Origin of the sequence: Pseudomonas sp. B19(2017), assembly GCF_002113165.1 — a bacterium.
Lineage (GTDB): Bacteria > Pseudomonadota > Gammaproteobacteria > Pseudomonadales > Pseudomonadaceae > Aquipseudomonas.
Window position 1 is genome coordinate 544,971 of record NZ_NEJR01000001.1, and the last position, 21,190, is coordinate 566,160.

Annotated in this window: 18 protein-coding genes; 8 read left to right on the top strand and 10 right to left on the bottom strand. The window is 65.9% G+C overall.

Features of this window, described 5'->3' with window-relative positions; genetic code table 11:
- Positions 1-10: 10 nt before the first annotated feature.
- The 8 genes from hslV to gshB form a co-directional block, all read right to left on the bottom strand.
- Entirely contained in the window at positions 11-541 is a 531-nt protein-coding gene (gene hslV, locus CAF70_RS02545; protein ID WP_025340909.1) for an ATP-dependent protease subunit HslV, read from the bottom strand.
- Positions 542-753: 212 nt separating this feature from the next.
- Positions 754-2,025, bottom strand: coding sequence for a dihydroorotase (locus tag CAF70_RS02550; RefSeq protein ID WP_085621742.1), 1,272 nt, complete (start codon positions 2,023-2,025; stop codon positions 754-756).
- Positions 2,022-3,026, bottom strand: a complete 1,005-nt coding sequence (locus CAF70_RS02555) for an aspartate carbamoyltransferase catalytic subunit (RefSeq protein WP_046613439.1) — start codon at positions 3,024-3,026, stop codon at positions 2,022-2,024. Before CAF70_RS02555 ends, CAF70_RS02550 begins: the two co-directional genes overlap by 4 nt.
- Before the next feature lie 12 nt (positions 3,027-3,038).
- Positions 3,039-3,557 carry a bifunctional pyr operon transcriptional regulator/uracil phosphoribosyltransferase PyrR gene (pyrR, locus tag CAF70_RS02560; RefSeq protein ID WP_085621743.1) on the bottom strand — a complete coding sequence of 173 codons (519 nt, stop codon included), beginning with the start codon at positions 3,555-3,557 and terminating at the stop codon, positions 3,039-3,041.
- A 49-nt stretch (positions 3,558-3,606) separates the two neighbouring features.
- Positions 3,607-4,044 carry a Holliday junction resolvase RuvX gene (ruvX, locus tag CAF70_RS02565; RefSeq protein WP_085621744.1) on the bottom strand — a complete coding sequence of 146 codons (438 nt, stop codon included), beginning with the start codon at positions 4,042-4,044 and terminating at the stop codon, positions 3,607-3,609.
- Positions 4,044-4,613 carry a YqgE/AlgH family protein gene (locus CAF70_RS02570; protein ID WP_085621745.1) on the bottom strand — a complete coding sequence of 190 codons (570 nt, stop codon included), beginning with the start codon at positions 4,611-4,613 and terminating at the stop codon, positions 4,044-4,046. The genes ruvX and CAF70_RS02570 overlap by 1 nt, the downstream gene beginning before the upstream one ends.
- A gap of 171 nt (positions 4,614-4,784) precedes the next feature.
- A complete protein-coding gene (locus CAF70_RS02575; protein WP_085621746.1) occupies positions 4,785-5,690 on the bottom strand; it encodes an energy transducer TonB in 906 nt (301 codons plus the stop codon).
- Positions 5,691-5,781: 91 nt separating this feature from the next.
- Complete coding sequence (gene gshB, locus CAF70_RS02580) at positions 5,782-6,735, bottom strand: glutathione synthase (protein WP_085621747.1); 954 nt, start codon at positions 6,733-6,735, stop codon at positions 5,782-5,784.
- Positions 6,736-7,032: 297 nt separating this feature from the next.
- Here gshB and CAF70_RS02585 point away from each other — a divergent pair, with 297 nt between their 5' ends.
- The 7 genes from CAF70_RS02585 (at position 7,033) to CAF70_RS02620 (ending at position 16,707) form a co-directional block, all read left to right on the top strand.
- On the top strand, positions 7,033-7,434 hold the full coding sequence (locus tag CAF70_RS02585) for a PleD family two-component system response regulator (RefSeq protein WP_003257770.1): 402 nt from the start codon (positions 7,033-7,035) through the stop codon (positions 7,432-7,434).
- A 47-nt stretch (positions 7,435-7,481) separates the two neighbouring features.
- On the top strand, positions 7,482-7,847 hold the full coding sequence (gene pilH / locus CAF70_RS02590; RefSeq protein WP_012274551.1) for a twitching motility response regulator PilH: 366 nt from the start codon (positions 7,482-7,484) through the stop codon (positions 7,845-7,847).
- Complete coding sequence (locus CAF70_RS02595; RefSeq protein WP_003257767.1) at positions 7,844-8,398, top strand: chemotaxis protein CheW; 555 nt, start codon at positions 7,844-7,846, stop codon at positions 8,396-8,398. Before pilH ends, CAF70_RS02595 begins: the two co-directional genes overlap by 4 nt.
- Before the next feature lie 11 nt (positions 8,399-8,409).
- Positions 8,410-10,464 (top strand): methyl-accepting chemotaxis protein, encoded by a 2,055-nt coding sequence (locus CAF70_RS02600; protein WP_085621748.1) that lies wholly within the window; start codon positions 8,410-8,412, stop codon positions 10,462-10,464.
- A gap of 48 nt (positions 10,465-10,512) precedes the next feature.
- Positions 10,513-15,465 (top strand): Hpt domain-containing protein, encoded by a 4,953-nt coding sequence (locus tag CAF70_RS02605; protein ID WP_085621749.1) that lies wholly within the window; start codon positions 10,513-10,515, stop codon positions 15,463-15,465.
- On the top strand, positions 15,458-15,931 hold the full coding sequence (locus CAF70_RS02610; protein WP_046613432.1) for a chemotaxis protein CheW: 474 nt from the start codon (positions 15,458-15,460) through the stop codon (positions 15,929-15,931). Before CAF70_RS02605 ends, CAF70_RS02610 begins: the two co-directional genes overlap by 8 nt.
- A gap of 158 nt (positions 15,932-16,089) precedes the next feature.
- Positions 16,090-16,707 (top strand): hemolysin III family protein, encoded by a 618-nt coding sequence (locus CAF70_RS02620; RefSeq protein WP_013974522.1) that lies wholly within the window; start codon positions 16,090-16,092, stop codon positions 16,705-16,707.
- On the opposite strand, the gene CAF70_RS02625 is transcribed toward CAF70_RS02620, so the two are convergent.
- Positions 16,708-17,427, bottom strand: a complete 720-nt coding sequence (locus tag CAF70_RS02625; protein ID WP_085621751.1) for a 16S rRNA (uracil(1498)-N(3))-methyltransferase — start codon at positions 17,425-17,427, stop codon at positions 16,708-16,710.
- A gap of 148 nt (positions 17,428-17,575) precedes the next feature.
- On the bottom strand, positions 17,576-18,982 hold the full coding sequence (locus CAF70_RS02630; RefSeq protein ID WP_085621752.1) for an adenosylmethionine--8-amino-7-oxononanoate transaminase: 1,407 nt from the start codon (positions 18,980-18,982) through the stop codon (positions 17,576-17,578).
- Between the two features lie 264 nt (positions 18,983-19,246).
- Between CAF70_RS02630 and CAF70_RS02635 the strand changes: the two genes are divergently transcribed.
- Positions 19,247-21,112, top strand: coding sequence for a flavin monoamine oxidase family protein (locus CAF70_RS02635; protein WP_085621753.1), 1,866 nt, complete (start codon positions 19,247-19,249; stop codon positions 21,110-21,112).
- Positions 21,113-21,190 lie beyond the last annotated feature (78 nt).

Consider the following 21,190-nt stretch of genomic DNA (forward strand, 5'->3'; position numbering starts at 1 on the left):
AACAGCTGAATCACTCGGCCAGGTCCTGCTCCTCGATGGTCAGGTTGTGGTTGGTGAACACGCAGATGTCGCCGGCAATGTTCAAGGCGGTTTCGGCGATTTCGCGGGCCGAGAGGTCGGTCTTGTTCAGCAGGGCGCGGGCTGCGGCCTGGGCGTAGGCGCCACCGGAACCCATGGCGATCAGGCCGTCTTCGGGTTCGACCACGTCGCCGTTGCCGGTGATGATCAGCGATGCGTCCTTGTTGGCCACGGCCAGCATGGCCTCCAGGCGGCTCAGGGAACGGTCGGTACGCCATTCCTTGGCCAGTTCGACGGCGGCACGGACCAGGTGGCCCTGATGTTTCTCGAGTTGGCCCTCAAAGCGCTCGAACAGGGTGAACGCATCGGCGGTAGCGCCGGCGAAGCCCGCGATGACCTGGCCGTGGTACAGGCGGCGCACTTTCTTGGCGTTGCCTTTCATCACGGTGTTGCCGAGGGATACCTGGCCGTCGCCGCCCATGACGACTTTGCCGTTACGGCGGACAGAAACGATGGTGGTCAAGGGGAGAGTCTCCACGCAGCGGGGCGAAAGTGCCTGATGCAGACTCATATGGGGGTGGGGGGAAGGATTTCAACCGTGGGGGATGAATGGTCGCGCTTGGCAGGGGGAACCGTGCGAGGGCATTCGCGGGCATGCCCGCTCCCACAGGGTTACCACATGCCTCGGAATTGTGGTGATCCTGTGGGAGCGGGCGTGCCCGCGAACAGGGTTACTCAGGCCTCGTGGCAGACATGCCCATCGACCAAGGTATAACGCACCGCACCCGGCAGGCAGTGACCAATGAACGGGCAGTTCTCGCCACGCGAGAACCACTGCTCGCCGGCCACGGTCGAGGCTTGTGGGTCGAACAGCACCAGGTCGGCCGCACCACCCACTTTCAGCTCACCGGCCGGCAGGCGCAGGGCCGCCGCCGGGCCGCTGCTCAGGCGGGCCAGCAGGGTTGGCAGGTCGAGCAGGCCGTCCTGCACCAGGGTCATGGCCAGCGGCAACAGCAATTCGACGCTGCTGATGCCCGGCTCGGTGGCGCCGAACGGGGCCAGCTTGGCGTCGCGCTCGTGCGGCTGGTGGTGGCTGGAAATCGCCTGGATCACCCCCGACTTCACTGCCGCACGCAGGCCGTCGCGGTCTGCGGCGGTGCGCAGCGGTGGTTGCACATGGTACAGGCTGGAGAACTCACGCAGCGATTCGTCGGTAAGAATCAGCTGGTACAGCGCCACATCGGCGGTCACCGGCAGGCCAAGCTGCTGGGCCTGCTCGATCAGCCGCGCGCCACGGGCGCTGGTGATCTGGGTGAAGTGCGCACGCACGCCGGTCTGTTCCACCAGCAGCAGGTTGCGCGCCAGGGCCACGGTTTCGGCGGTTTCCGGAATGCCCGGCAGGCCGAGGAAGCTGGCCATTGCACCTTCGTGGGCCAGGCCGCCGTGGGCCAGGTCGCGGTCCTGCGAGTGGAACACCACGGTCAGGTCGAAAGTGGCGGCGTATTCCAGGGCGCGGGCCAGGGTACGGTTGTTGGGGATTTCCTTCAGGCCATTGCCGAAGGCCACGCAGCCGGTATCGCGCAGGGCCACCAGCTCGGCCAGCTGCTCGCCTTCCAGGCCTTTGGTCAGGGCGCCGATCGGGTAGACCTTGCTGTTGGCGGCCTCGCGGGCGCGGTCGAGGATCAGTTCGGCCACCGCCGAGGTGTCCAGCACCGGCTTGGTCTGCGGCGGACAGCACAGGCTGGTGACGCCGCCGGCGACGGCAGCGCGGGTTTCACTGGCGATATTGCCTTTGCGGCTATAGCCCGGCTCACGCAGGGACACGCCGAGGTCGACCAGGCCGGGCGCGGCGACCAGGCCATCAGCCTGGATCGTGCGGCTGGCGCTGAACCCGGCCGGGGCGGCGCCGATGGCGGCAATGCGGCCGCCGTCCAGGTGCAGGTCGGTGACCTGGTCCAGGCCGCTGTTGGGGTCGATGACCCGGGCGCCGAGAATACTGAGGGTCACTGGGCGTTCTCCTGGTCGAATTGACGTTGCGCGTTTTGCCCGCTCATGGCCATGGACAGCACGGCCATGCGCACGGCGATGCCGTAGGTGACCTGGTTGAGGATCACCGAGTGCTTGCCGTCGGCCACCGCCGACTCGATTTCCACGCCACGGTTGATCGGGCCCGGGTGCATGACGATGGCGTCGGGCTTGGCCCCGGCCAGGCGCGCGGTGGTCAGGCCGAACAGGCGGTAGAACTCGCCTTCGCTGGGCAGCAGGCCGCCGGCCATGCGCTCACGCTGCAGGCGCAGCATGATCACCACATCGACGTCCTTCAGGCCTTCGGCGAGGTCGGTATACACCTTCACACCGTATTGCTCGATACCGATCGGGATCAGGGTTTTCGGGCCGACCACGCGGATGTCCGGGCAGCCCAGCGCTTTGAGCGCCAGCATGTCGGAGCGGGCCACACGCGAATGCAGGATGTCGCCGACGATGGCCACCGACAGGTTCTCGAAGCTGCCCTTGTGGCGGCGGATGGTGAGCATGTCGAGCATGCCCTGGGTCGGGTGCGCGTGGCGGCCGTCCCCGCCGTTGATCACGGCGACTTCCGGGCACACGTGTTCGGCGATGAAGTGCGCGGCCCCGGAGTCGGAGTGGCGCACCACGAACATGTCGGCGGCCATGGCTTCGAGGTTGCGCAGGGTGTCGAACAGGGTCTCGCCCTTGCTCGTCGAGGAGGTCGACACGTTCAGGCTGATCACGTCGGCCGACAGGCGCTGGGCCGCCAGTTCGAAGGTGGTACGGGTACGAGTGGAGTTCTCGAAGAACACGTTGCATACGGTCTTGCCGCGCAGCAACGGGACTTTCTTCACGGCCCGGGCACCGACTTCCAGGAAGGAATCGGCGGTGTCGAGGATCTCGGTGAGCAGTTCGCGGGGCAAACCGTCGAGCGAGAGGAAGTGGCGCAGCTGGCCCTGATCATTGAGCTGCAGCGGGCGCTTGGCGTCGATTGGCGTCATCGCGGGGGACTCTTAAAGGGCGGAAGCGGAGGCGAGGTCCTGGCGCTCGAGGGCGAGCGGTGCGGGTCCGGTCAATTTTACCCGTTCATGGGCGGCCAGCGACAGGGTGGCGCCGAGCACATTCGGGCGGATCGGCAGTTCGCCGGCATCCAGGTCCAGCAGGCAGACCAGGGTGACGCTGGCCGGGCGGCCGTAATCGAACAGTTCGTTGAGCGCAGCGCGCACCGTGCGGCCGCTCATCAGTACGTCATCCACCAGCACCAGGTGCTGGCCCTCGACCTCGAACGGCAGCTCGGACGGGCGCACTTGCGGGTGCAGGCCGTTCTGGCTGAAGTCGTCGCGGTAGAACGAAACGTCCAGGGTGCCCATGGGGCTGGTGTCGCCCATGGCTTCCTGCAGGGCCTGGGCAACCCAGACGCCGCCAGTGCGGATACCGATGTAACGCGGCTCGCTGATTGCCCGGCGGGCCAGGTGGGCGCGAAGGTCGACAGCCATCTGCCGAATCAGCTCGGCGGGATCGGGTAGGCTCATTGCGGGCTCCTCGGGAGGGGGCGCCGGGCGCGCCCGGCGGCAAAAATGATCAGGTATTGGCCTCCAGCCAGCCTTGCAGCAGCAGGGCGGCGGCGATGGCATCGACCGGGTTGACGCGGTAGCTGCCGCGCTGGCCGCCACGGGCCATGCGCTCACCCTTGGCCTCGAAGGTGGTCAGGCGTTCGTCGTGGGTGTGCACGGGCAGGTTGAAGCGGCCGTTCAGGCGGCGGGCGAACTTTTCCGCACGGGCGCTCATTTCGCTGGGGGTGCCGTCCATGTTCAGCGGCAGGCCGACGACGATGGCATCGGGCTTCCATTCGGCAATCAGCTTTTCAACCTGGGCCCAGTCGGGCACGCCGTTCTGCGCCTTCAGGGTGCACAACTCGCGGGCCTGGCCGGTGACCACCTGGCCGACGGCCACGCCGATCTGTTTGCTGCCGTAATCGAAGCCCAGCAGCAGACGTGGTTCAGGGTGCAGTTCAGCCATCAGGCGTGGCCCGCCTGGCTGGTCAGCAGGTTCAGGTTGATCCCCAGGCTGGCGGCGGCGGCGTCCAGGCGCAGGTCGCTGGCCTTGCCGAAGATGATTTCCGGGTCGAACGGGCAGTTGAGCCAGGCGTTGTCGGCCAGTTCCTCCTCCAGTTGGCCCGCTTCCCAGCCGGCATAGCCCAGGGTGATCAGGCTCTGTTTTGGGCCGACACCGGCGGCGATGGCCAACAGAATGTCCTGCGAGGTGGTCAGCGACAGCCCTTCCAGCGCCACGGTGGCCTGGAAACTGCACTCGCTGCTGTGCAGCACGAAGCCACGGTCGGTCTGTACCGGGCCACCTTGGTAGATCGGCACCTGCAAGGTGCTGGCCGGTGGCATTTCGTCCGGGCGCAGCTGCTCGAGGATATCGGCCAGGTTCAGCTCCTGCGGCCGGTTGACCACCAGGCCCATGGCGCCATGGGCGTTGTGCTCGACGATGTACGTGAGGGTCTGGGCGAAGTTCGGATCGGCCATGTGCGGCATGGCGATCAGGAACTGATGCTTGAGGTAGCTCGGCGTGAGGGTTTTCATGGGGGATAGTGTGGCGCCAGGTGGCGAGGCTGACAAGGTGCGGATTTGTGTCGTTTGTGCCGGCCTCTTCGCGGGCACGCCCGCTCCCACAGGTACCCCCACAGGCTTCAGGTTCAGTGAAGATCCTGTGGGAGCGGGCGTGCCCGCGAAAGGGCCGGTACAGCCAGCAGGTCAGTTACTGGACAAACGGTCCCCACGGGCAAAGCGCCAGGTGCGGATGATCTCCAGCCGGTCGAATTCGGCCAGGTCGCCGGTAAACGGTGCAAACGGCGCCGCCAGCCGCACGATGCGCTGCGCCGCCTGGTCCAGCACTGGCTGCCCGGACGACTCCAGCACCAGCACCTCGTACAGCGAACCATCGCGGTTGATCGACACCATCATGCGCAAGTTGCCGTAGATCTGCTGCCGACGCGCTTCGTCGGGGTAATTCAGGTTGCCCACCCGCTCAACCTTCTTGCGCCACTCTTCCTTGTACCAGGCGCCCTTGTCGCGCATGGTCGAGGCGGCGTTCAGGCGGTGGATGCGCGGGCGCTTGGCGTACATTTGCTGTTCGTTGGAGAGCTCCGCCTCCAGGCTGGCGATCTGGCTGGACAACTGTGAGCTGTCGAAGTCCGGTGCCGGCGCGGCCGGCTTGGGCTGCACCTTGCTTTCCTTGGGTTTGGGCTCGACCTTCTGCGGTTTGGACACCGTGGTCGCCACTGCCGACTTCTGCGGCGTAGGGGGCGGTACCACTTCGGGCCTGGCCGCAGGTGGCGGGGTGATCTTGTTGATCTTGCTGTCCTGGAACGGTGCCAGTTCGGTGGTCTTGGGCACCGCTTTCTTGTCCAGGGTACCGCTGCCCTGCTGGTTGTCCTGGGCCTGGAAATCGGCCTTCTCCGGCGCTTTCTCGCTTTTGAAGGTGGCCAGGGTGATGTCCATGGTGTGGCGGATTTCGGCAGGCTTGACCACGCTGAAACCGACGCCAAGGATCAGCGCCAGGTGCACCAGGGCAGCCAGGAACAGGGTGAAGCCAAGCCGGTCCACCGGGCGAACACGGGGGGGCAGCATGTCGGCGGGGATGTCAGCGGGCAGCGTCATCAGGTTTCCAGCAACCGCAGGGCGGGGTAGCAGGCCAGGCTAAAAGGACCCGCATCATACCCCACTCTGGGTTGTTGCCGTGCGTCGGCGGTCAGCGCGCCTTCAACTGGCGATCAATGGCATCCATCAGCTTGCCGCCGATATCGGTGTTGTAGGCGGCATCGATCTCGCGGATGCAGGTGGGGCTGGTGACGTTGATTTCGGTGAGGTAGTCGCCGATCACGTCCAGGCCCACGAACAGCAGGCCCTTCTCGCGCAGGGTCGGGCCGACCTGGGCGGCGATCCAGCGGTCGCGGTTGGTCAGCGGGCGCGCCTCGCCACGGCCGCCGGCGGCCAGGTTGCCACGGGTCTCGCCGCTGGCCGGGATGCGCGCCAGGCAGTAGTCCACCGGCTCGCCGTCGATCATCAGAATACGCTTGTCGCCGTCGACGATCTGCGGCAGGTATTCCTGCGCCATGATCTGCTGGTTGCCATGCTGGGTCAGGGTTTCCAGGATAACCGACAGGTTCGGGTCGTCCTTGCGGTGGCGGAACACCGAGGCGCCGCCCATGCCGTCCAGCGGCTTGAGGATCACGTCACCGCGGCTGTTGGCGAACTCGCGCAGGATGTCGACACGGCGGCTGACCAGGGTCGGTGCCATGCACTGCGGAAACTGGGTAGCGAACAGTTTTTCGTTGCAATCGCGCAGGCTCTGCGGGCGGTTGACCACCAGCACGCCTTCGCGCTCGGCCTGCTCCAGCAGGTAGGTGCTGTAGACGAACTCCATGTCGAAGGGCGGGTCCTTGCGCATCAGGACCACGTCCAGCTCGGCCAGCGCGCTGTCCTGCTCTTCGCCCAGCTCGAACCAGCGGGCCGGGTCGGCGAACACTTTCAGCGGGCGCATCTGCGCACGGGCCTGGCCGGCGCCCAGGTACAAGTCGCGCTGCTCCATGTAGAAAAGGCTCCAGCCGCGTGCCTGGGCGGCCAGCAGCATGGCCAGCGAGCTGTCCTTCTTGTAGGAAATGGACGCGATGGGGTCCATGACAATGCCGAGGCGAACGCTCATGGGGTGGTTCCTCTTGGCGGCGCGTGGCCGCGATGGATCGAAAGAAAAGTGGCTCAGGGTGGCGCCGTGAACGCCGCCGGTCAAGGGGCGCCGCAGATGGAACGGCCACCCGGAGTGTGCTAAAAATGCCAGTCATAGTGCTATACAACAGGCCTTTGGGGCTGCTGCGCAGCCCTATCGCGACACAAGGCCGCTCCTACAGGAGATCGCGGTCCCATGTAGGAGCGGCCTTGTGTCGCGATAGGGGCGCGCAGCGGCCCCACGATTTCGGCATGAACAGCGATGGTAGCCCAACAGATGGAACAACCCCTGAAGGTGATGGTGATCGACGATTCGCGCACGATCCGCCGCACCGCGCAGATGTTGCTCGGCGAAGCGGGCTGCGAGGTGATCACCGCCAGCGATGGCTTCGATGCCCTGGCCAAGATCGTCGACCACCAGCCCAGCATCATCTTCGTCGATGTGTTGATGCCGCGCCTGGACGGCTACCAGACCTGCGCGGTGATCAAGCACAACAGTGCCTTCAAGGACACCCCGGTCATTCTGCTGTCGTCCCGTGACGGCCTGTTCGACAAGGCCCGCGGTCGGGTGGTCGGCTCCGACCAGTTTCTGACCAAACCGTTCAGCAAGGAAGAACTGCTCGACGCGATCCGCGCCCACGTACCCGGTTTTGCCGCAGCCCAACAACACGCACCCTGACCGTGCCCCGCCATGGCACGGTCTTTCTTTCCTGATGGGGAACCAGCATGGCCCGAGTTCTGATTGTCGACGACTCGCCGACAGAGATGTACCGATTGACCGAGTGGCTGGAAAAGCACGGCTACCAGGTGCTCAAGGCCAGCAACGGTGCCGATGGCGTGGCCCTGGCCCGGCAGGACAAGCCTGATGCGGTGCTGATGGACATCGTCATGCCCGGCATGAATGGCTTCCAGGCTACCCGCCAGCTCAGCAAGGACCCGGAAACCAGCGCCATCCCGGTGATCGTGGTCACCACCAAGGACCAGGAAACCGACCGCATCTGGGCCACGCGCCAGGGCGCCCGTGACTTCCTGACCAAACCGGTGGAAGAGGACGCGCTGATCGCCAAGCTCAAAGAAGTGCTGGGGGCTTGACCACCCGCCCGCAGGGCGCGTCGCTGACCGCCTTCGAATTGTTGCTGGACATCGACCGGCGCTGCCGCCTGCTGGTCGCCGACCAGCCGCCGCAGGACAACCGCCTGCAACAGTGGAGCGGCATCGGCTTTCGCATTGCCGGGCAATGGTTCGTCGCGCCCATGGGCGAGGTCGCCGAGGTGTTGCGCGAACCGCGCAGCAGCCGCGTCCCGGGCGTGCAGCCATGGGTGTGCGGGGTGGCCAACCTGCGCGGCCGGCTGCTGCCGGTGATGGACCTGAGCAGCTTCTTCGGCCTGGGCCACGCCGCCCCTGGCAAGCAGCGACGAGTGCTGGTGCTGGACCATGAGGACCTGTTCGTCGGCTTGCTGGTGGACGAGGTGCTGGGCCTGCAGCACTTTGCCCTGGACAGCCTGCAACTGTCGCCGCCGCAACCCCTGATCCGCGCCGCTGCACCTTTCGTGCAGGGGCATTTCCCGCGTGAACGTAACTGGGCGATCTTCAGCCCCTTCGCCCTGGCCCAGGCGCCGGGCTTTCTCGATGTGGCGTTATAGGACCTGCGAACGTGAACAAGCCTGCCACCCCCGTCACCACCGTGACCCCACGTACCCGCAGCATCGCGCAGATCACCGTGCTGTTCCTGATCCTGATCCTGTCGATCATCCTGCTGTTCGCCAATTTCGCCTACCTGAACACCCAGTCCAACTACGACAAGCAGTACATCGGCCACGCCGGCGAACTGCGGGTGCTGTCGCAGCGCATCGCCAAGAACGCCACCGAAGCCGCCGCCGGCAAGGCCCTGGCCTTCAAGCTGTTGTCGGACGCGCGCAACGATTTTGAACGGCGCTGGGGTTACCTGCGCGAGGGTGACAAGTCCACCGGCCTGCCGCCTGCGCCGCCCACGGTGCGTGACGAGATGGAAGCGGTACGCCGCGATTGGGAAAACCTGCGCAAGAACACCGACACCATCCTGTCCAGCGAGCAGACCGTGCTGTCGCTGCACCAGGTGGCGGCGACACTGGCCGAGACCGTGCCGCAGTTGCAGGTGGAATACGAGAAAGTGGTCGAGATCCTGCTGCAGAGCGGTGCACCGGCCAGCCAGGTGGCGGTAGCCCAGCGCCAGCTGTTGCTGGCCGAACGCATTCTGGGTTCTGTCAACACCGTGCTGGCCGGTGACGATACTGCGGCCCAGGCGGCCGATACTTTTGGCCGCGATGCGGGGCGCTTTGGCCAGGTGCTCGAGGGCATGCTCAATGGCAACGCGGCGATCCAGGTGACCCGTGTCGAAGACGCCGACGCCCGCGCGCGACTGGCCGAAATTGCCGAACTGTTCCAGTTCGTTGCCGGCTCGGTGGACGAAATCCTCGAAACCTCGCCGGAACTGTTCCGTGTGCGCGAGGCCGCGGGCAACCTCTTCAGCCTGTCGCAAACCCTGCTCGACGAGGCCTCCCACCTGGCCAACGGTTTCGAGAACCTGGCCGGCGGGCGTACCCTCGACACCGTTGGCGGCTACGCCCTGGGCTTGCTGGCGCTGGCCTCGATCATCCTCATCGGCCTGGTCATGGTGCGCACTACCAACCGCCAGCTGCGCGAGACGGCGGAAAAGAACGAACGCAACCAGCAGGCGATCATGCGCCTGCTCGACGAGATCGAAGAGCTGGCCGACGGCGACCTGACCGTGACCGTATCAGTGACCGAAGACTTCACCGGTGCCATTGCCGACTCGATCAACTATTCCGTGGACCAGTTACGCGATCTGGTCGCTACCATCAACCACAGCGCCATGCAGGTTGCTGCGGCCGTGCAGGACACACAGAACACCGCCCGCCAGCTGGCCAAGGCCTCCGAGCACCAGGCCGAGCAGATCAGCGAGGCTTCCGAGGCGGTCGGTGACATGGTCGAGTCGATCGACCGGGTTTCCGCGCACGCCTATGAATCCGCCAAGGTGGCCGAGCGTTCGGTGGCGATCGCCAACAAGGGCAATGAGGTGGTGCACAACACCATCAACGGCATGGACAACATTCGCGAGCAGATCCAGGACACCGCCAAACGGATCAAGCGCCTTGGTGAGTCCTCCCAGGAAATCGGCGATATCGTCAGCCTGATCGACGACATTGCCGACCAGACCAACATCCTGGCCCTGAACGCGGCGATCCAGGCCTCGCTGGCCGGTGAGGCCGGCCGTGGGTTTGCCGTGGTTGCCGACGAAGTACAGCGCCTGGCCGAACGCTCATCCTCGGCCACCCGGCAGATCGAGGCGCTGGTGCGCACCATCCAGGCCGATACCAACGAGGCGGTGATCTCCATGGAGCAGACCACTGCCGAAGTGGTGCGCGGTGCCCGCCTGGCCCAGGATGCCGGGGTGGCGCTGGCCGAGATCGAAGGCGTGTCGCAGAACCTCGCCGACCTTATCCACAGCATCTCCGATGCCGCCCAGTTGCAGACATCGTCGGCCGGGCAGATTTCCCACACCATGGCGGTCATCCAGCAGATTACCGCGCAGACCTCTGCCGGCTCCGGCGCCACCGCCGACAGCATCCGCCATTTGGCGCGCATGGCCAGCGAGATGCGCCGTTCGGTGTCCGGGTTCACCCTGCCGCCACCCGCAGAGCCCAAGTGAAGAGCTCAACCGATGAGCTCGACTGAAGAGCCGCGCCGAGGAGTGCCCATGGCTGTAGCCGCAGTAAGCCCCGAGCGCCACGACACGGTGGCGCTGGCCTGGACCAAGGCCGCCATCCTCGACTGCCTGGGCCAGGCGCGCCAGGCGCTGGAGCGCTTTGCCGGCGAGCCTGGCGACTTGTCGATGCTGGCATTCGTGGTCGACAACCTGCATCAGGTGCACGGCTGCCTGCGCATGCTCGAACTGCGCGGCGCCACGCGCCTGGCCGAAGAGCTGGAGCTGTTCGCCAAAGCCCTGGCCGATGGCCAGGTCAGCCCCCGCGGTGATTGCCTGGGCGCGTTGTTCCGCGGCCTGGAGCAACTGCCGTCGTACCTGGAGCGCTTGCGCGGCGCCCGCCACGACCTGCCACTGGTGATGCTGCCACTGCTCAACCAGCTGCGTGCCTGCCGGGGGGAGGAGCCATTGGCCCAGGCCAGCCTGATCAGCGGCGCCACGCAACGCTTTGCCGGTGCCGATGACCTGGCCAATCTCGACCTGTCGCTGGGCAACTGGCGCGAGCAGTTGCAGGCCGGCCCGGGCCGCGATGCCTTGCGTTCGGTGGTGACCGCGCTTTGCGATGACCTGATGCGCATCAAGGAGCGCCTGGACCAGTTCGTGCGCGGTGACCGCCAGCACAGCGAGCAGCTCGATGCCTTGCTGGCACCCCTGCGCCACGTGGCCGATACCCTGGCAGTGCTGGGCTTCCAGCAGCCACGCCGGGTGATCATCGACCAGGTGCTGGCGCTGCAGGCTCTGGCCCAGGGCGAGCGGGTGGTGGACGACGCGGTGTTGATGGATGTCGCGGGGGCCCTGCTGTACGTGGAGGCCACGCTCAATGGCATGGTCGGCCCGCTGGAGGAAAACGGCCAGGGCGGCCTGCCTGGCTCGGACCTGGTCGAGATCCGCCAACTGGTGTTGAACGAGTCGCTGAACGTGCTGCAGCAGGCCAAGGACCTGATCGGCGATTGCCTGGAGTCCGGCTGGCCGCGGCAACGCCTGCAACCCTTGCCAGGGTTGTTGCAGCAGATTCGCGGAGCGCTGGCGATGTTGATGCTGCCGGGCGTGGCCGAGCTGTTTGCCGGTTGCGCCAGCTATGTGCAGCGCTGGCTGCAGCACCTGGAGGTAGAACCGCCAGCCGACGAACTGAAGCACCTGGCCGAGGCCCTGAGCGCCGCCGAATGCTACCTGCAATGGCGGGTGGCGGACCCGTTGGCGGACGGCCAGCCGTTCATCGACATGGCGCGCGCCAGCCTGGCGACGCTGGGCGTGCACTGCGCGCAGGTCGAGGCCGCTGCCGGCCACGGTGGCAGCACAGATGGCATCGATGACGAGTTGCGCGAAGTATTTCTCGACGAGGCCGGTGAACTGCTGCCGGAAATCGAGCGCCACTGGCTGCGCTGGCGGGCCGACAACCAGCTGCGCGAGGCACTGGGTGAAGTGCGCCGCGCCTTGCATACGCTCAAGGGCAGCGGCCGCATGGTGCATGCCGAGGCGGTGGCCGAGCTGGCCTGGGGCGCCGAGCACCTGCTGAACCGGGTACTCGAAGGCCGCAGCGTGCTCAGCCCGGAAGGGGTAGTGGCGTTGCAGCAGGTGTTTGTCCACCTGCCCGACCTGCTGGCCGACTTTGCCGCCGGCCAGTTGCCGCAACTGACGGACATCGAGCGACTGGCCGGGCACCTGCACGCCCTGGCCGAAAACGATGCCCCGGTGGCGACCGACATCGATGGCCTCGACCCACAGCTGCTCGCCATTTTCCGCAGTGAGGCGCAGGGCCACCTGGCCAGCCTGGATGCTTTCCTGCAGAGCGCCGACGGCCACGACACGTCAGTCAGCGATGGCCTGCAGCGTGCCCTGCACACGCTCAAGGGCAGTGCCGCCATGGCCGGGGTGATGCCTGTCGCCGAACTGGCTACCGCCTTCGACCGCCTGGCACGTGAATACAAGGGCCACCAATTGCCCCTGCAAATGGCCGAGATCGAATGGCTGGAAGCGGCGCGCTCGCTGTTCCACCTGGGCCTGGCGCAACTCGACAGCACGCCGCTGGCGGCCATCCCCGGCGCGGCGGAGCTGATCGAACAGGTCGGCCAGGCGGTGGACGGGCACCTGGCCAGCTTGCATGACGACCCGCAGCATGCGCGGCGCGGCAAGCGCGACCCGCAATTGATTGCCAGTTTTCTGGCCCAGGCCATGGATATCCTGCTGAATGCCGAGTCGTTGCTGTCGCGCTGGCAGGAACAGCCTGGCCAGCGCGATGCGCTGGACACTCTGCTCGACGAACTGACCACCCTGGGCCACGCCGCGCACCTGGCCGACTTGTGGCAGATGGATGAGGTGTGCGAAGCCTTGCTCGACCTGTATGGCGCCGTGGAGGAGGGCAGCCTGCCCGCCGATGCGCGCTTCTTCGCCCAGGCGCAGCGGGCCCATGAGGCCCTGCTGGACATGCTGGACGAAGTGGCGGCCGGGCAGGATATCCCGCCAAGGCCGGAGCTGGTCGACAGCCTGCGTGAGCTACTAAGCCAGGCCTTGGCTCCGGAGGCCACTGGCCTGGTGGGCATCGACGCGGTCACGCCGCTGCACCCGGACATGGACCTGGCCGATACCCTTGGCCTGGGGCCGGCGCACACCCCCTTGCTGCCGGCTGTGGCCGAGCCGCTGGTCGAAGAGCCGGAAAGCCCTGGCGAAGAGCTGCTGGAAGTGTTTCTCGAAGAAAGTTCGGACATCGTCGAGAGCGCTGCCGCAGCCCTGGCGCGTTGGCAGGCCGACCCACGCAGCAGCGTCGAAGTGGACAACCTGATGCGCGACCTGCACACCCTCAAGGGTGTGGCGCGCATGGTCGAAATTGCGCCGATCGGCGACCTGGCCCACGAACTGGAGTTTCTCTACGAGCTGCTGGCCGCTGGCCGCCTGCCGCCGAGCGCGCCATTGTTCGCCCTGCTGCAGAACTGCCACGACCGCCTGGCGCACATGCTCGATGCCGTGCGCCTGGGCCAGCCGCTGCATGCTGCCACGGCGCTGATCGATTACATTCGCAACTTCAGCAGTGCGGCGCTGACCGACAGCGCCGCGGGCCAGGGGCCGGTTGGCGCCGCCACCAGCGAGGTGCCGGCGGCAGCACCGGAGCGGGCGCCAGGCGACATGGTCAAGGTCGATGCCGAGTTGCTCGACGACCTGGGCAACCTGGCCGGCGAGCACTCGGTCATCCGCGGACGTATCGAGCAGCAGGTCAACGATGCGCAGTTCACCCTCAACGAGATGGAAACCACCCTTGAGCGCATGCGCGACCAGTTGCTGCGCCTGGACATTGAAACCCAAGGGCGGATCTCCAGCCGGCAGCAATTCGAAGGCGATGCCTATGACGACTTCGACCCGCTGGAAATGGACCGCCATTCGCAGCTGCAGCAGCTGTCGCGGGCCCTGTTCGAGTCCGCCTCGGACTTGCTCGACCTCAAGGAGACCCTGGCCCAGCGCGCCCAGGAGGCCTATAGCCTGCTGCAACAGCAGGCGCGGGTTAACAGCCAGTTGCAGGAAGGCCTGACCGCCACTTTGATGGTGCCTTTCGAGCGCCTGGTACCGCGCTTGCAGCGTGTGGTGCGGCAGGTGGCCAGCGAGCTGGGCAAGCAAGTGGAACTGGTGGTCGGCAACGCCGAGGGCGAGCTGGACCGCAGCGTGCTCGAACGCATGGTGGCGCCGCTGGAACACATGCTGCGCAACGCCGTCGACCATGGCCTTGAAAGCCGCGAAGCGCGCCTGGCCGCCGGCAAGCCGGAGCAGGGCACCATTCACCTGAACTTGCTGCATGAAGGCGCGGACATCGTTATCGAAATGACCGACGACGGTGCCGGCGTACCACTGGAAGCGGTACGCCGCAAGGCCATCAAGCGCGGCCTGCTGGACCCGCAGGCGCAATTGAGCGATCACGAGATCCTCCAGTTCATCCTGCGCCCGGGCTTTTCCACTGCCGAGAAGATCACCCAGATTTCCGGGCGGGGCCTGGGCATGGACGTGGTCCACGAAGAGGTCAAGCAACTAGGCGGCTCGATGAGTATCGAGTCGGCCCAGGGCAAGGGCGCGCGCTTCCTGATCCGCCTGCCATTCACCGTGTCGGTCAACCGTGCCCTGATGGTGCACCTGGGCGAAGAACAGTACGCCATTCCGCTGAACACCATCGAGGGCATCGTCCGTGTGCCGCCGGCCGAACTGGCCGCGTGTTACCAGCTGGACGCCCCGCGTTATGTGTACGCCGGCCACGAGTACGAGCTGCGCTACCTGGGTGAGCTGCTGCAGGGCATGCCACGCCCGGCATTGCTCGGGCAGAGCGTGCCGCTACCGGTGCTGCTGGTACATTCCCAGGAGCAGTCATTCGCTATCCAGGCCGACAGCCTGTCGCCCAGCCGCGAGATCGTGGTGAAGAGCCTGGGGCCGCAGTTTGCCGCGGTTGCCGGGTTGTCGGGGGCGACGCTGCTGGGCGATGGTCGGGTGGTGTTGATTCTCGACCTGCTGGGCCAGTTGCGTGGCCAGCAGCGGCGCCTGGCGCGCCTGCCGGGTGGCAGCGGTGCCCAGCGCCAGGTGTTCGGCCCGGCGCCACGGCGGGCGCTGCTGGTAATGGTGGTGGACGACTCGGTGACCGTGCGCAAGGTCACCAGCCGCCTGCTGGAGCGTCATGGCATGAGCGTGCTGACGGCCAAGGACGGGGTCGACGCCATGGCCCTGCTGGAAGAACACCGGCCCGATGTGTTGTTGCTGGACATCGAGATGCCACGCATGGACGGTTTCGAGGTGGCCACACGCATTCGCCGTGACGAGCGGCTGAAAGACTTGCCGATCATCATGATCACCTCGCGCACCGGGCAGAAGCATCGCGACCGTGCAATGGCCATCGGTGTCAACGAATACCTGGGCAAGCCGTACCAGGAATCGGTCCTGTTGCAGAGCATTGCCCACTGGAGCCAGACCCATGCTTGAACTGATCGCCGGCCAGCGCAGCAGCCTGACCGGGCTTTTGCTGCCGTTGGGCGACCGTACCCTGGTGTTGCCAAACGTGGCGGTGGCCGAACTGAGTGGCCAGCGCAACCTGGTGTGCCAGCGCGGCGAGCCGGCCTGGCACCTGGGCTGGATCGACTGGCGCCAGCAGCGCCTGCCGCTGATCGGCTTCGAGGCTGCGTGCGGAGGCGAGACGCCCTGTGGTGAGCGGGCGCGCGTGGTGGTGCTCAATGCCTTGGGCGATACCGGGCTGCGTTACCTGGCGCTGTTGCTGCAAGACATTCCGCGCTCGTGCAAGCTCGACAGCCAGCTGAACTACGTGGATGTGGCGTTGGGGCGGCTGGAGCTGGCGGCGGTGCAGGTGGGCGAACAGGTGGCGCGGGTGCCGGACCTGGTCGGGCTGGAACGGCTGGTGCGTGACGCGGAACTGCAACCTGACTTTGGTTAGGATGTAAGGCACAGGGCCTCTTCGCGGGTGAACCCGCTCCCACAGGGATCCCAAAAAGCCTGAGGGCGGTGTCGTACCTGTGGGAGCGGGTTTACCCGCGAAGAGGCCGTAGCAGAAGGACGCAGGAACCCAGCCCACCTCAGGAGGTCTGTGTTTGCATGTACTACGGTGAACGCTTCAATGCCTGGACCCACCTGGTCGGTGCCGTCCTGGCCTGTATCGGTGCCATCTGGCTGATCGTGGTCGCGGGCCTGCAGGGCGACCCGTGGAAGATCGTCAGTTTCTCCATCTACGGCAGCACCTTGCTGTTGCTGTACAGCATTTCTACCCTGTACCACAGCACTCGCGGGCGGGCGAAGGTGATCATGCGCAAGCTCGATCACCTGTCGATCTACCTGCTGATCGCCGGCAGCTACACGCCGTTCTGCCTGGTCAGCCTGCGCGGCCCCTGGGGCTGGAGCCTGTTCGGGGTGGTCTGGGGGCTGGCAGTGATCGGCATGCTGCAGGAGATCAAGCCACGCTCCGAGGCGCGCATTTTGTCGATCATCATCTATGCGGTGATGGGCTGGATCGTGCTGGTGGCGGTCAAGCCATTGCTGCACTCCCTTGGCAGCGCCGGCTTTGCCTGGCTGGCCGCCGGCGGGGTGTTCTACACCGTCGGCATCATCTTCTTCGCTTTCGACAGCCGCTTCCGCCACTGGCATGGCATCTGGCACCTGTTCGTGATCGCCGGCAGCCTCATGCACTTCGTGGCGGTGTCGTTCTACGTGCGCTAGTCAAAAGTCGCCCCACAGTTGCTGTGCCACCGACAGTGCCACCACCGGTGCGGTTTCGGTGCGCAGCACGCGTGGGCCCAGGCGTGCTGCGTGGAAACCGGCAGCCTTGGCCTGGTCGACCTCCGCCTCGCTCAGGCCGCCTTCGGGGCCGATCAGAAAGGCCAGGGTGGCAGGCTTGGCATGGCTGCTGAGCGGTTCGGCCACCGGGTGCAGGACCAGTTTCAGGTCGGCCTTGGCGCTGTTCATCCATTCGGCCAGGGTGACGGGTGGGTGGATGACCGGCAAGGTCGAGCGGCCGCATTGTTCGCAGGCACTAATCGCCACCTGCCGCCAGTGCGCCAGGCGCTTGTCGGCGCGTTCGTCCTTCAGCCGCACCTCGCAGCGTTCGCTGACGATCGGGGTAATTTCGTTTGCGCCCAACTCGGTGGCCTTCTGGATCGCCCAGTCCATGCGTTCACCACGGGACAGACCTTGGCCGAGGTGGACATGCAGGGGGGAGTCGGCCTGGCCGGCAAGAGCCTGGTCGAGGCTGACGCGGACGGTTTTCTTGCCCACTTCGAGCAACTGGCCGCGGTATTCCTGGCCACTGCCGTCGAACAGCTGCACGGCGTCGCCGGGAGCCATGCGCAGCACGCGGCCGATGTAGTGGGCCTGGGCTTCGGGCAGGTCGTGCTCGCCAAGGCTCAGGGGGGCGTCGATGAAAAAGCGGGACAGTCTCATGGGTTTGCTCGGTAGAAGAGAGACGCAGATCCCCTGTGGGAGCGGGCATGCCCGCGAACAAGGGCGGAGCCCTTGCCAGGCACCGCGGTGCCTGCTTCGCGGGCACGCCCGCTCCCACAGGGAAAGTGGTATGGCTATCTGTCCGGGCTTAGCCCGGGTCACGGAAGTCGGGGTGGAAGTTGGCCGGTACGGCCACGCTCACGCTATCGCGGGTGGCAATGTCGATGCCTTCGCTGGCAACCTCGGCGAGGAAGTCGATCTGCTCTGGCGTAATCACATACGGTGGCAGGAAATACACCACGCTTCCCAGCGGGCGCAGCAGGGCGCCACGGGTCAGGGCGTGCTCGAACACTTTCAGGCCACGGCGCTCCTGCCATGGGTAGGCGACCTTGCCGGCCTTGTCCTGGACCATCTCGATGGCCAGGGCCATGCCGGTCTGGCGAATCTCGGCGACATGTGCGTGGTCGGCCAGGTGCGCGGTGGCACTGGCCATGCGTGTGGCCAGGGCCTTGTTGGCTTCGATCACCTTGTCCTGCTCGAAGATGTCCAGTGTTGCCAGCGCCGCGGCGCAGGCCAGCGGGTTGCCGGTGTAGCTGTGCGAGTGGAGGAATGCGCGCAGGGTCGGGTAGTCGTCGTAGAACGCCTGGTACACCTTGTCGGTGGTCAGGCAGGCGGCCAGCGGCAGGTAACCGCCGGTCAGGGCCTTGGACAGGCACAGGAAGTCCGGGCGGATGCCGGCCTGTTCACAAGCGAACATCGTGCCGGTGCGGCCGAAGCCCACGGCGATTTCGTCGTGGATCAGGTGCACGTCGTAGCGGTCGCAGGCCTCGCGCAGCAGCTTGAGGTACACCGGGTGGTACATGCGCATGCCGCCGGCACCCTGGATCAGCGGCTCGACGATCACCGCACTGATCGAGGCGTGGTGCTCGGCCAAAGTCTGTTCCATGGCCTGGAACATCGTGCGCGAGTGCTCTTCCCAGCTCATGCCTTCCGGGCGCAGGTAGCAGTCGGGGCTGGGCACCTTCAGGGTGTCGAGCAGCAGCGCCTTGTAGGTTTCGGTGAACAGCGGCACATCGCCGACAGACATGGCGGCGATGGTTTCGCCGTGGTAGCTGTTGGTCAGGGTGACGAAGCGCTTCTTGCCCGGTTTGCCGACGTTCTGCCAGTAGTGGAAGCTCATCTTCAGCGCCACTTCGATGCACGACGAACCGTTGTCGGCATAGAACACCCGGTCGAGGCCGGCCGGGGTCATGGCTACAAGGCGCTCGGACAGCTCGATCACCGGCTGGTGGCTGAAACCGGCCAGGATAACGTGCTCCAGCTGGTCGACCTGGTCCTTGATGCGCTGGTTGATACGCGGGTTGGCGTGGCCAAACACGTTGACCCACCAGCTGCTCACCGCATCCAGGTAACGTTTTCCTTCGAAGTCTTCCAGCCACACGCCTTCGCCGCGCCTGATCGGGATCAGCGGCAGCTGCTCGTGGTCTTTCATCTGGGTGCAGGGGTGCCACAGGACCTTGAGGTCGCGTTGCATCCACTGATCATTGAGGCCCATGGGCACTTCTCCTGGCTTTGCGGCGTGGTTCGACCGCGTAAGCCTAAGCAATGCCGCAGGGCAGAACAACCGCTGCTGTCGATCGGCTTGCCAGCTGCGCTTGCCAACTTGTGGCAGGGCCGCAGGCAAAAATGTCAGTGGCCAAAAGGACTTGATGTCACTGCGCTGGCAGGGCCGGCGGAGCTGACGTATTCTTAACGCATCTCTCCCGGGGCATTCCTGCCTCTCCCCGTTTCTGTAACCCCTGACTCGGAGTTCGCCGACATGGCTGCTGCTTGGGTGCGCCTGTGCGCGTTGGTATTGATTGGTGTGTCCAGCGGCGCTGCGCTGGCAAAGGACAAGACGCCTTCGGCAATCGTCGTGGGTGGTGGCCTGGCGGGCCTGACGGCCGCCTACGAGCTGCAGAACAAAGGCTGGCAGGTGACGCTGCTTGAAGCCAAACCGGGCATGGGCGGGCGCTCGGGCCTGGCCACCAGCGAGTGGATCGGCAACGCCAAGGCGCAGCCGGTGCTCAACCAGTACCTCGACCGTTTCAAACTTGAAACACTGCCGGCACCGGAGTTCGTGCGTACCCCCGGTTACCTGATCGACGGCGAGTATTTCAGCGCCACCGACCTGGCCACCAAGCAGCCGGCCACCGCCGAGGCACTCAAGCGTTACGAGAAAACCCTCGACGACCTGGCCCGTTCGATCGACGACCCGCTGAACCCGCAAGCCAACAGCACGCTGTTTGCCCTCGACCAGATCAACGTCTCCACCTGGCTGGACAAACTGCAACTGCCGTCCACCGCCCGCCAGCTGGTCAACCAGCAGATCCGTACCCGCTACGATGAGCCATCGCGCCTGTCGCTGTTGTACTTTGCCCAGCAGAACCGCGTGTATCGTGGCGTCAGCGACCGTGACCTGCGTGCCGCGCGCCTTCCCGGCGGCAGCCCGGTACTGGCCCAGGCCTTCGTCAAGCAACTGAAGACCATAAAGACCAGTTCGCCGGTGACCGCCATCGTCCAGGACAAGGACGGTGTCACGGTCAAGGTCGGCAGCGTCGGCTACCAGGCGGATTACCTGGTCATGGCCGTGCCCTTGCGCGCCCTGGCCAAGATTCAGATGACCCCGGGCCTGGACAGCCAGCACCTGGCGGCGTTGAAGGGCACCAACTATGGCTGGCGCGACCAGCTGATGCTCAAGTTCAAGAAGCCTGTTTGGGAAAGCCGCGCGCGCATGTCTGGCGAAATCTTCAGTAACGCCGGTTTGGGCATGCTGTGGATCGAGCCAGCACTCAAAGGTGGCGCCAACGTGGTGATCAACCTGTCCGGCGACAACGCCCGTCTGCTGCAGGCATTCGGCGACAAGCAGATGGTCGATCAGGTGCTGATCCGTCTGCATGCATTCTACCCACAGGCCCGTGGCTCGTTCACCGGCTACGAGGTCAAGCGCTACAGCACCGACGCCGGTACCGGCGGGGCCTACCTGGCCTATGGCCCGGGGCAGATCAGCAAATACTGGCGCCTGTGGGAACGCCCGGTGCAGCGCATCACCTTTGCTGGTGAGCATACCGACCCCCTCTACCCGGGCACCCTGGAAGGCGCTCTGCGCAGCGGCCAGCGCGCCGCCAGCCAAGTGCAGGACCTGCTGGCCGGCAAGTCGTTCGACCCGGCCAAAGCCGCGCCGGTTGCCGCGGCAGCAGCGGCAGGCGCAGTGGCGGCCAAGGAGAGCAAGGGCGGGTTCTTCTCCAACCTGTTCGGTGGCTCCTCCGACAAGAGCGACAAGGCAGACAAGGCCCCGGCCAAAGCTGAGCCGAAGGCGGTCGATGAGGCCAAGCAGGACAAGCCGGGCTTCTTCAAGCGCCTGTTTGGCGGGGCGGACAAGCCTGAAGTGAAGGCCGAGCCGATTGCCAAGGCCGAGGAAGTGGCGCCGGCACCTGCGCCAGCGCCTGCTCCACAAGCCGCACCGGCCCCGGTTGCGCCTGTGGCCAAGGAAGCTGCTGCCAAGCCAGCGGCGAGCAAGGCAGCCCCGGCCAAGCATGCGCCTGCGCACAAGCCAGCTCAAAAGCCTGCCCAGACCAAGAAGGCTACCGCCAAGTCCGAGCCGGCCAGGAAAGCCGCGGCCAACACCCAGGCCAAAGCGGGTTGATTTGTTGACTATGCTGGCCCTATCGCCGGCAAGCCAGCTCCCACAGGATCATCACAGGTTCGAAGGCCTGTGCAAGAC

Coding starts and splice junctions, on each gene's coding strand:
- CAF70_RS02570 (WP_085621745.1), bottom strand. CDS start 4,613: ATGAAAACCCTCACGCCGAGCTACCTCAAGCATCAGTTCCTGATCGCC.
- gshB (WP_085621747.1), bottom strand. CDS start 6,735: ATGAGCGTTCGCCTCGGCATTGTCATGGACCCCATCGCGTCCATTTCC.
- CAF70_RS02620 (WP_013974522.1), top strand. CDS start 16,090: ATGTACTACGGTGAACGCTTCAATGCCTGGACCCACCTGGTCGGTGCC.
- CAF70_RS02575 (WP_085621746.1), bottom strand. CDS start 5,690: ATGACGCTGCCCGCTGACATCCCCGCCGACATGCTGCCCCCCCGTGTT.
- CAF70_RS02585 (WP_003257770.1), top strand. CDS start 7,033: ATGGAACAACCCCTGAAGGTGATGGTGATCGACGATTCGCGCACGATC.
- pyrR (WP_085621743.1), bottom strand. CDS start 3,557: ATGAGCCTACCCGATCCCGCCGAGCTGATTCGGCAGATGGCTGTCGAC.
- CAF70_RS02630 (WP_085621752.1), bottom strand. CDS start 18,982: ATGGGCCTCAATGATCAGTGGATGCAACGCGACCTCAAGGTCCTGTGG.
- ruvX (WP_085621744.1), bottom strand. CDS start 4,044: ATGGCTGAACTGCACCCTGAACCACGTCTGCTGCTGGGCTTCGATTAC.
- pilH (WP_012274551.1), top strand. CDS start 7,482: ATGGCCCGAGTTCTGATTGTCGACGACTCGCCGACAGAGATGTACCGA.
- CAF70_RS02610 (WP_046613432.1), top strand. CDS start 15,458: ATGCTTGAACTGATCGCCGGCCAGCGCAGCAGCCTGACCGGGCTTTTG.
- CAF70_RS02555 (WP_046613439.1), bottom strand. CDS start 3,026: ATGACGCCAATCGACGCCAAGCGCCCGCTGCAGCTCAATGATCAGGGC.
- CAF70_RS02605 (WP_085621749.1), top strand. CDS start 10,513: ATGGCTGTAGCCGCAGTAAGCCCCGAGCGCCACGACACGGTGGCGCTG.
- CAF70_RS02635 (WP_085621753.1), top strand. CDS start 19,247: ATGGCTGCTGCTTGGGTGCGCCTGTGCGCGTTGGTATTGATTGGTGTG.
- CAF70_RS02625 (WP_085621751.1), bottom strand. CDS start 17,427: ATGAGACTGTCCCGCTTTTTCATCGACGCCCCCCTGAGCCTTGGCGAG.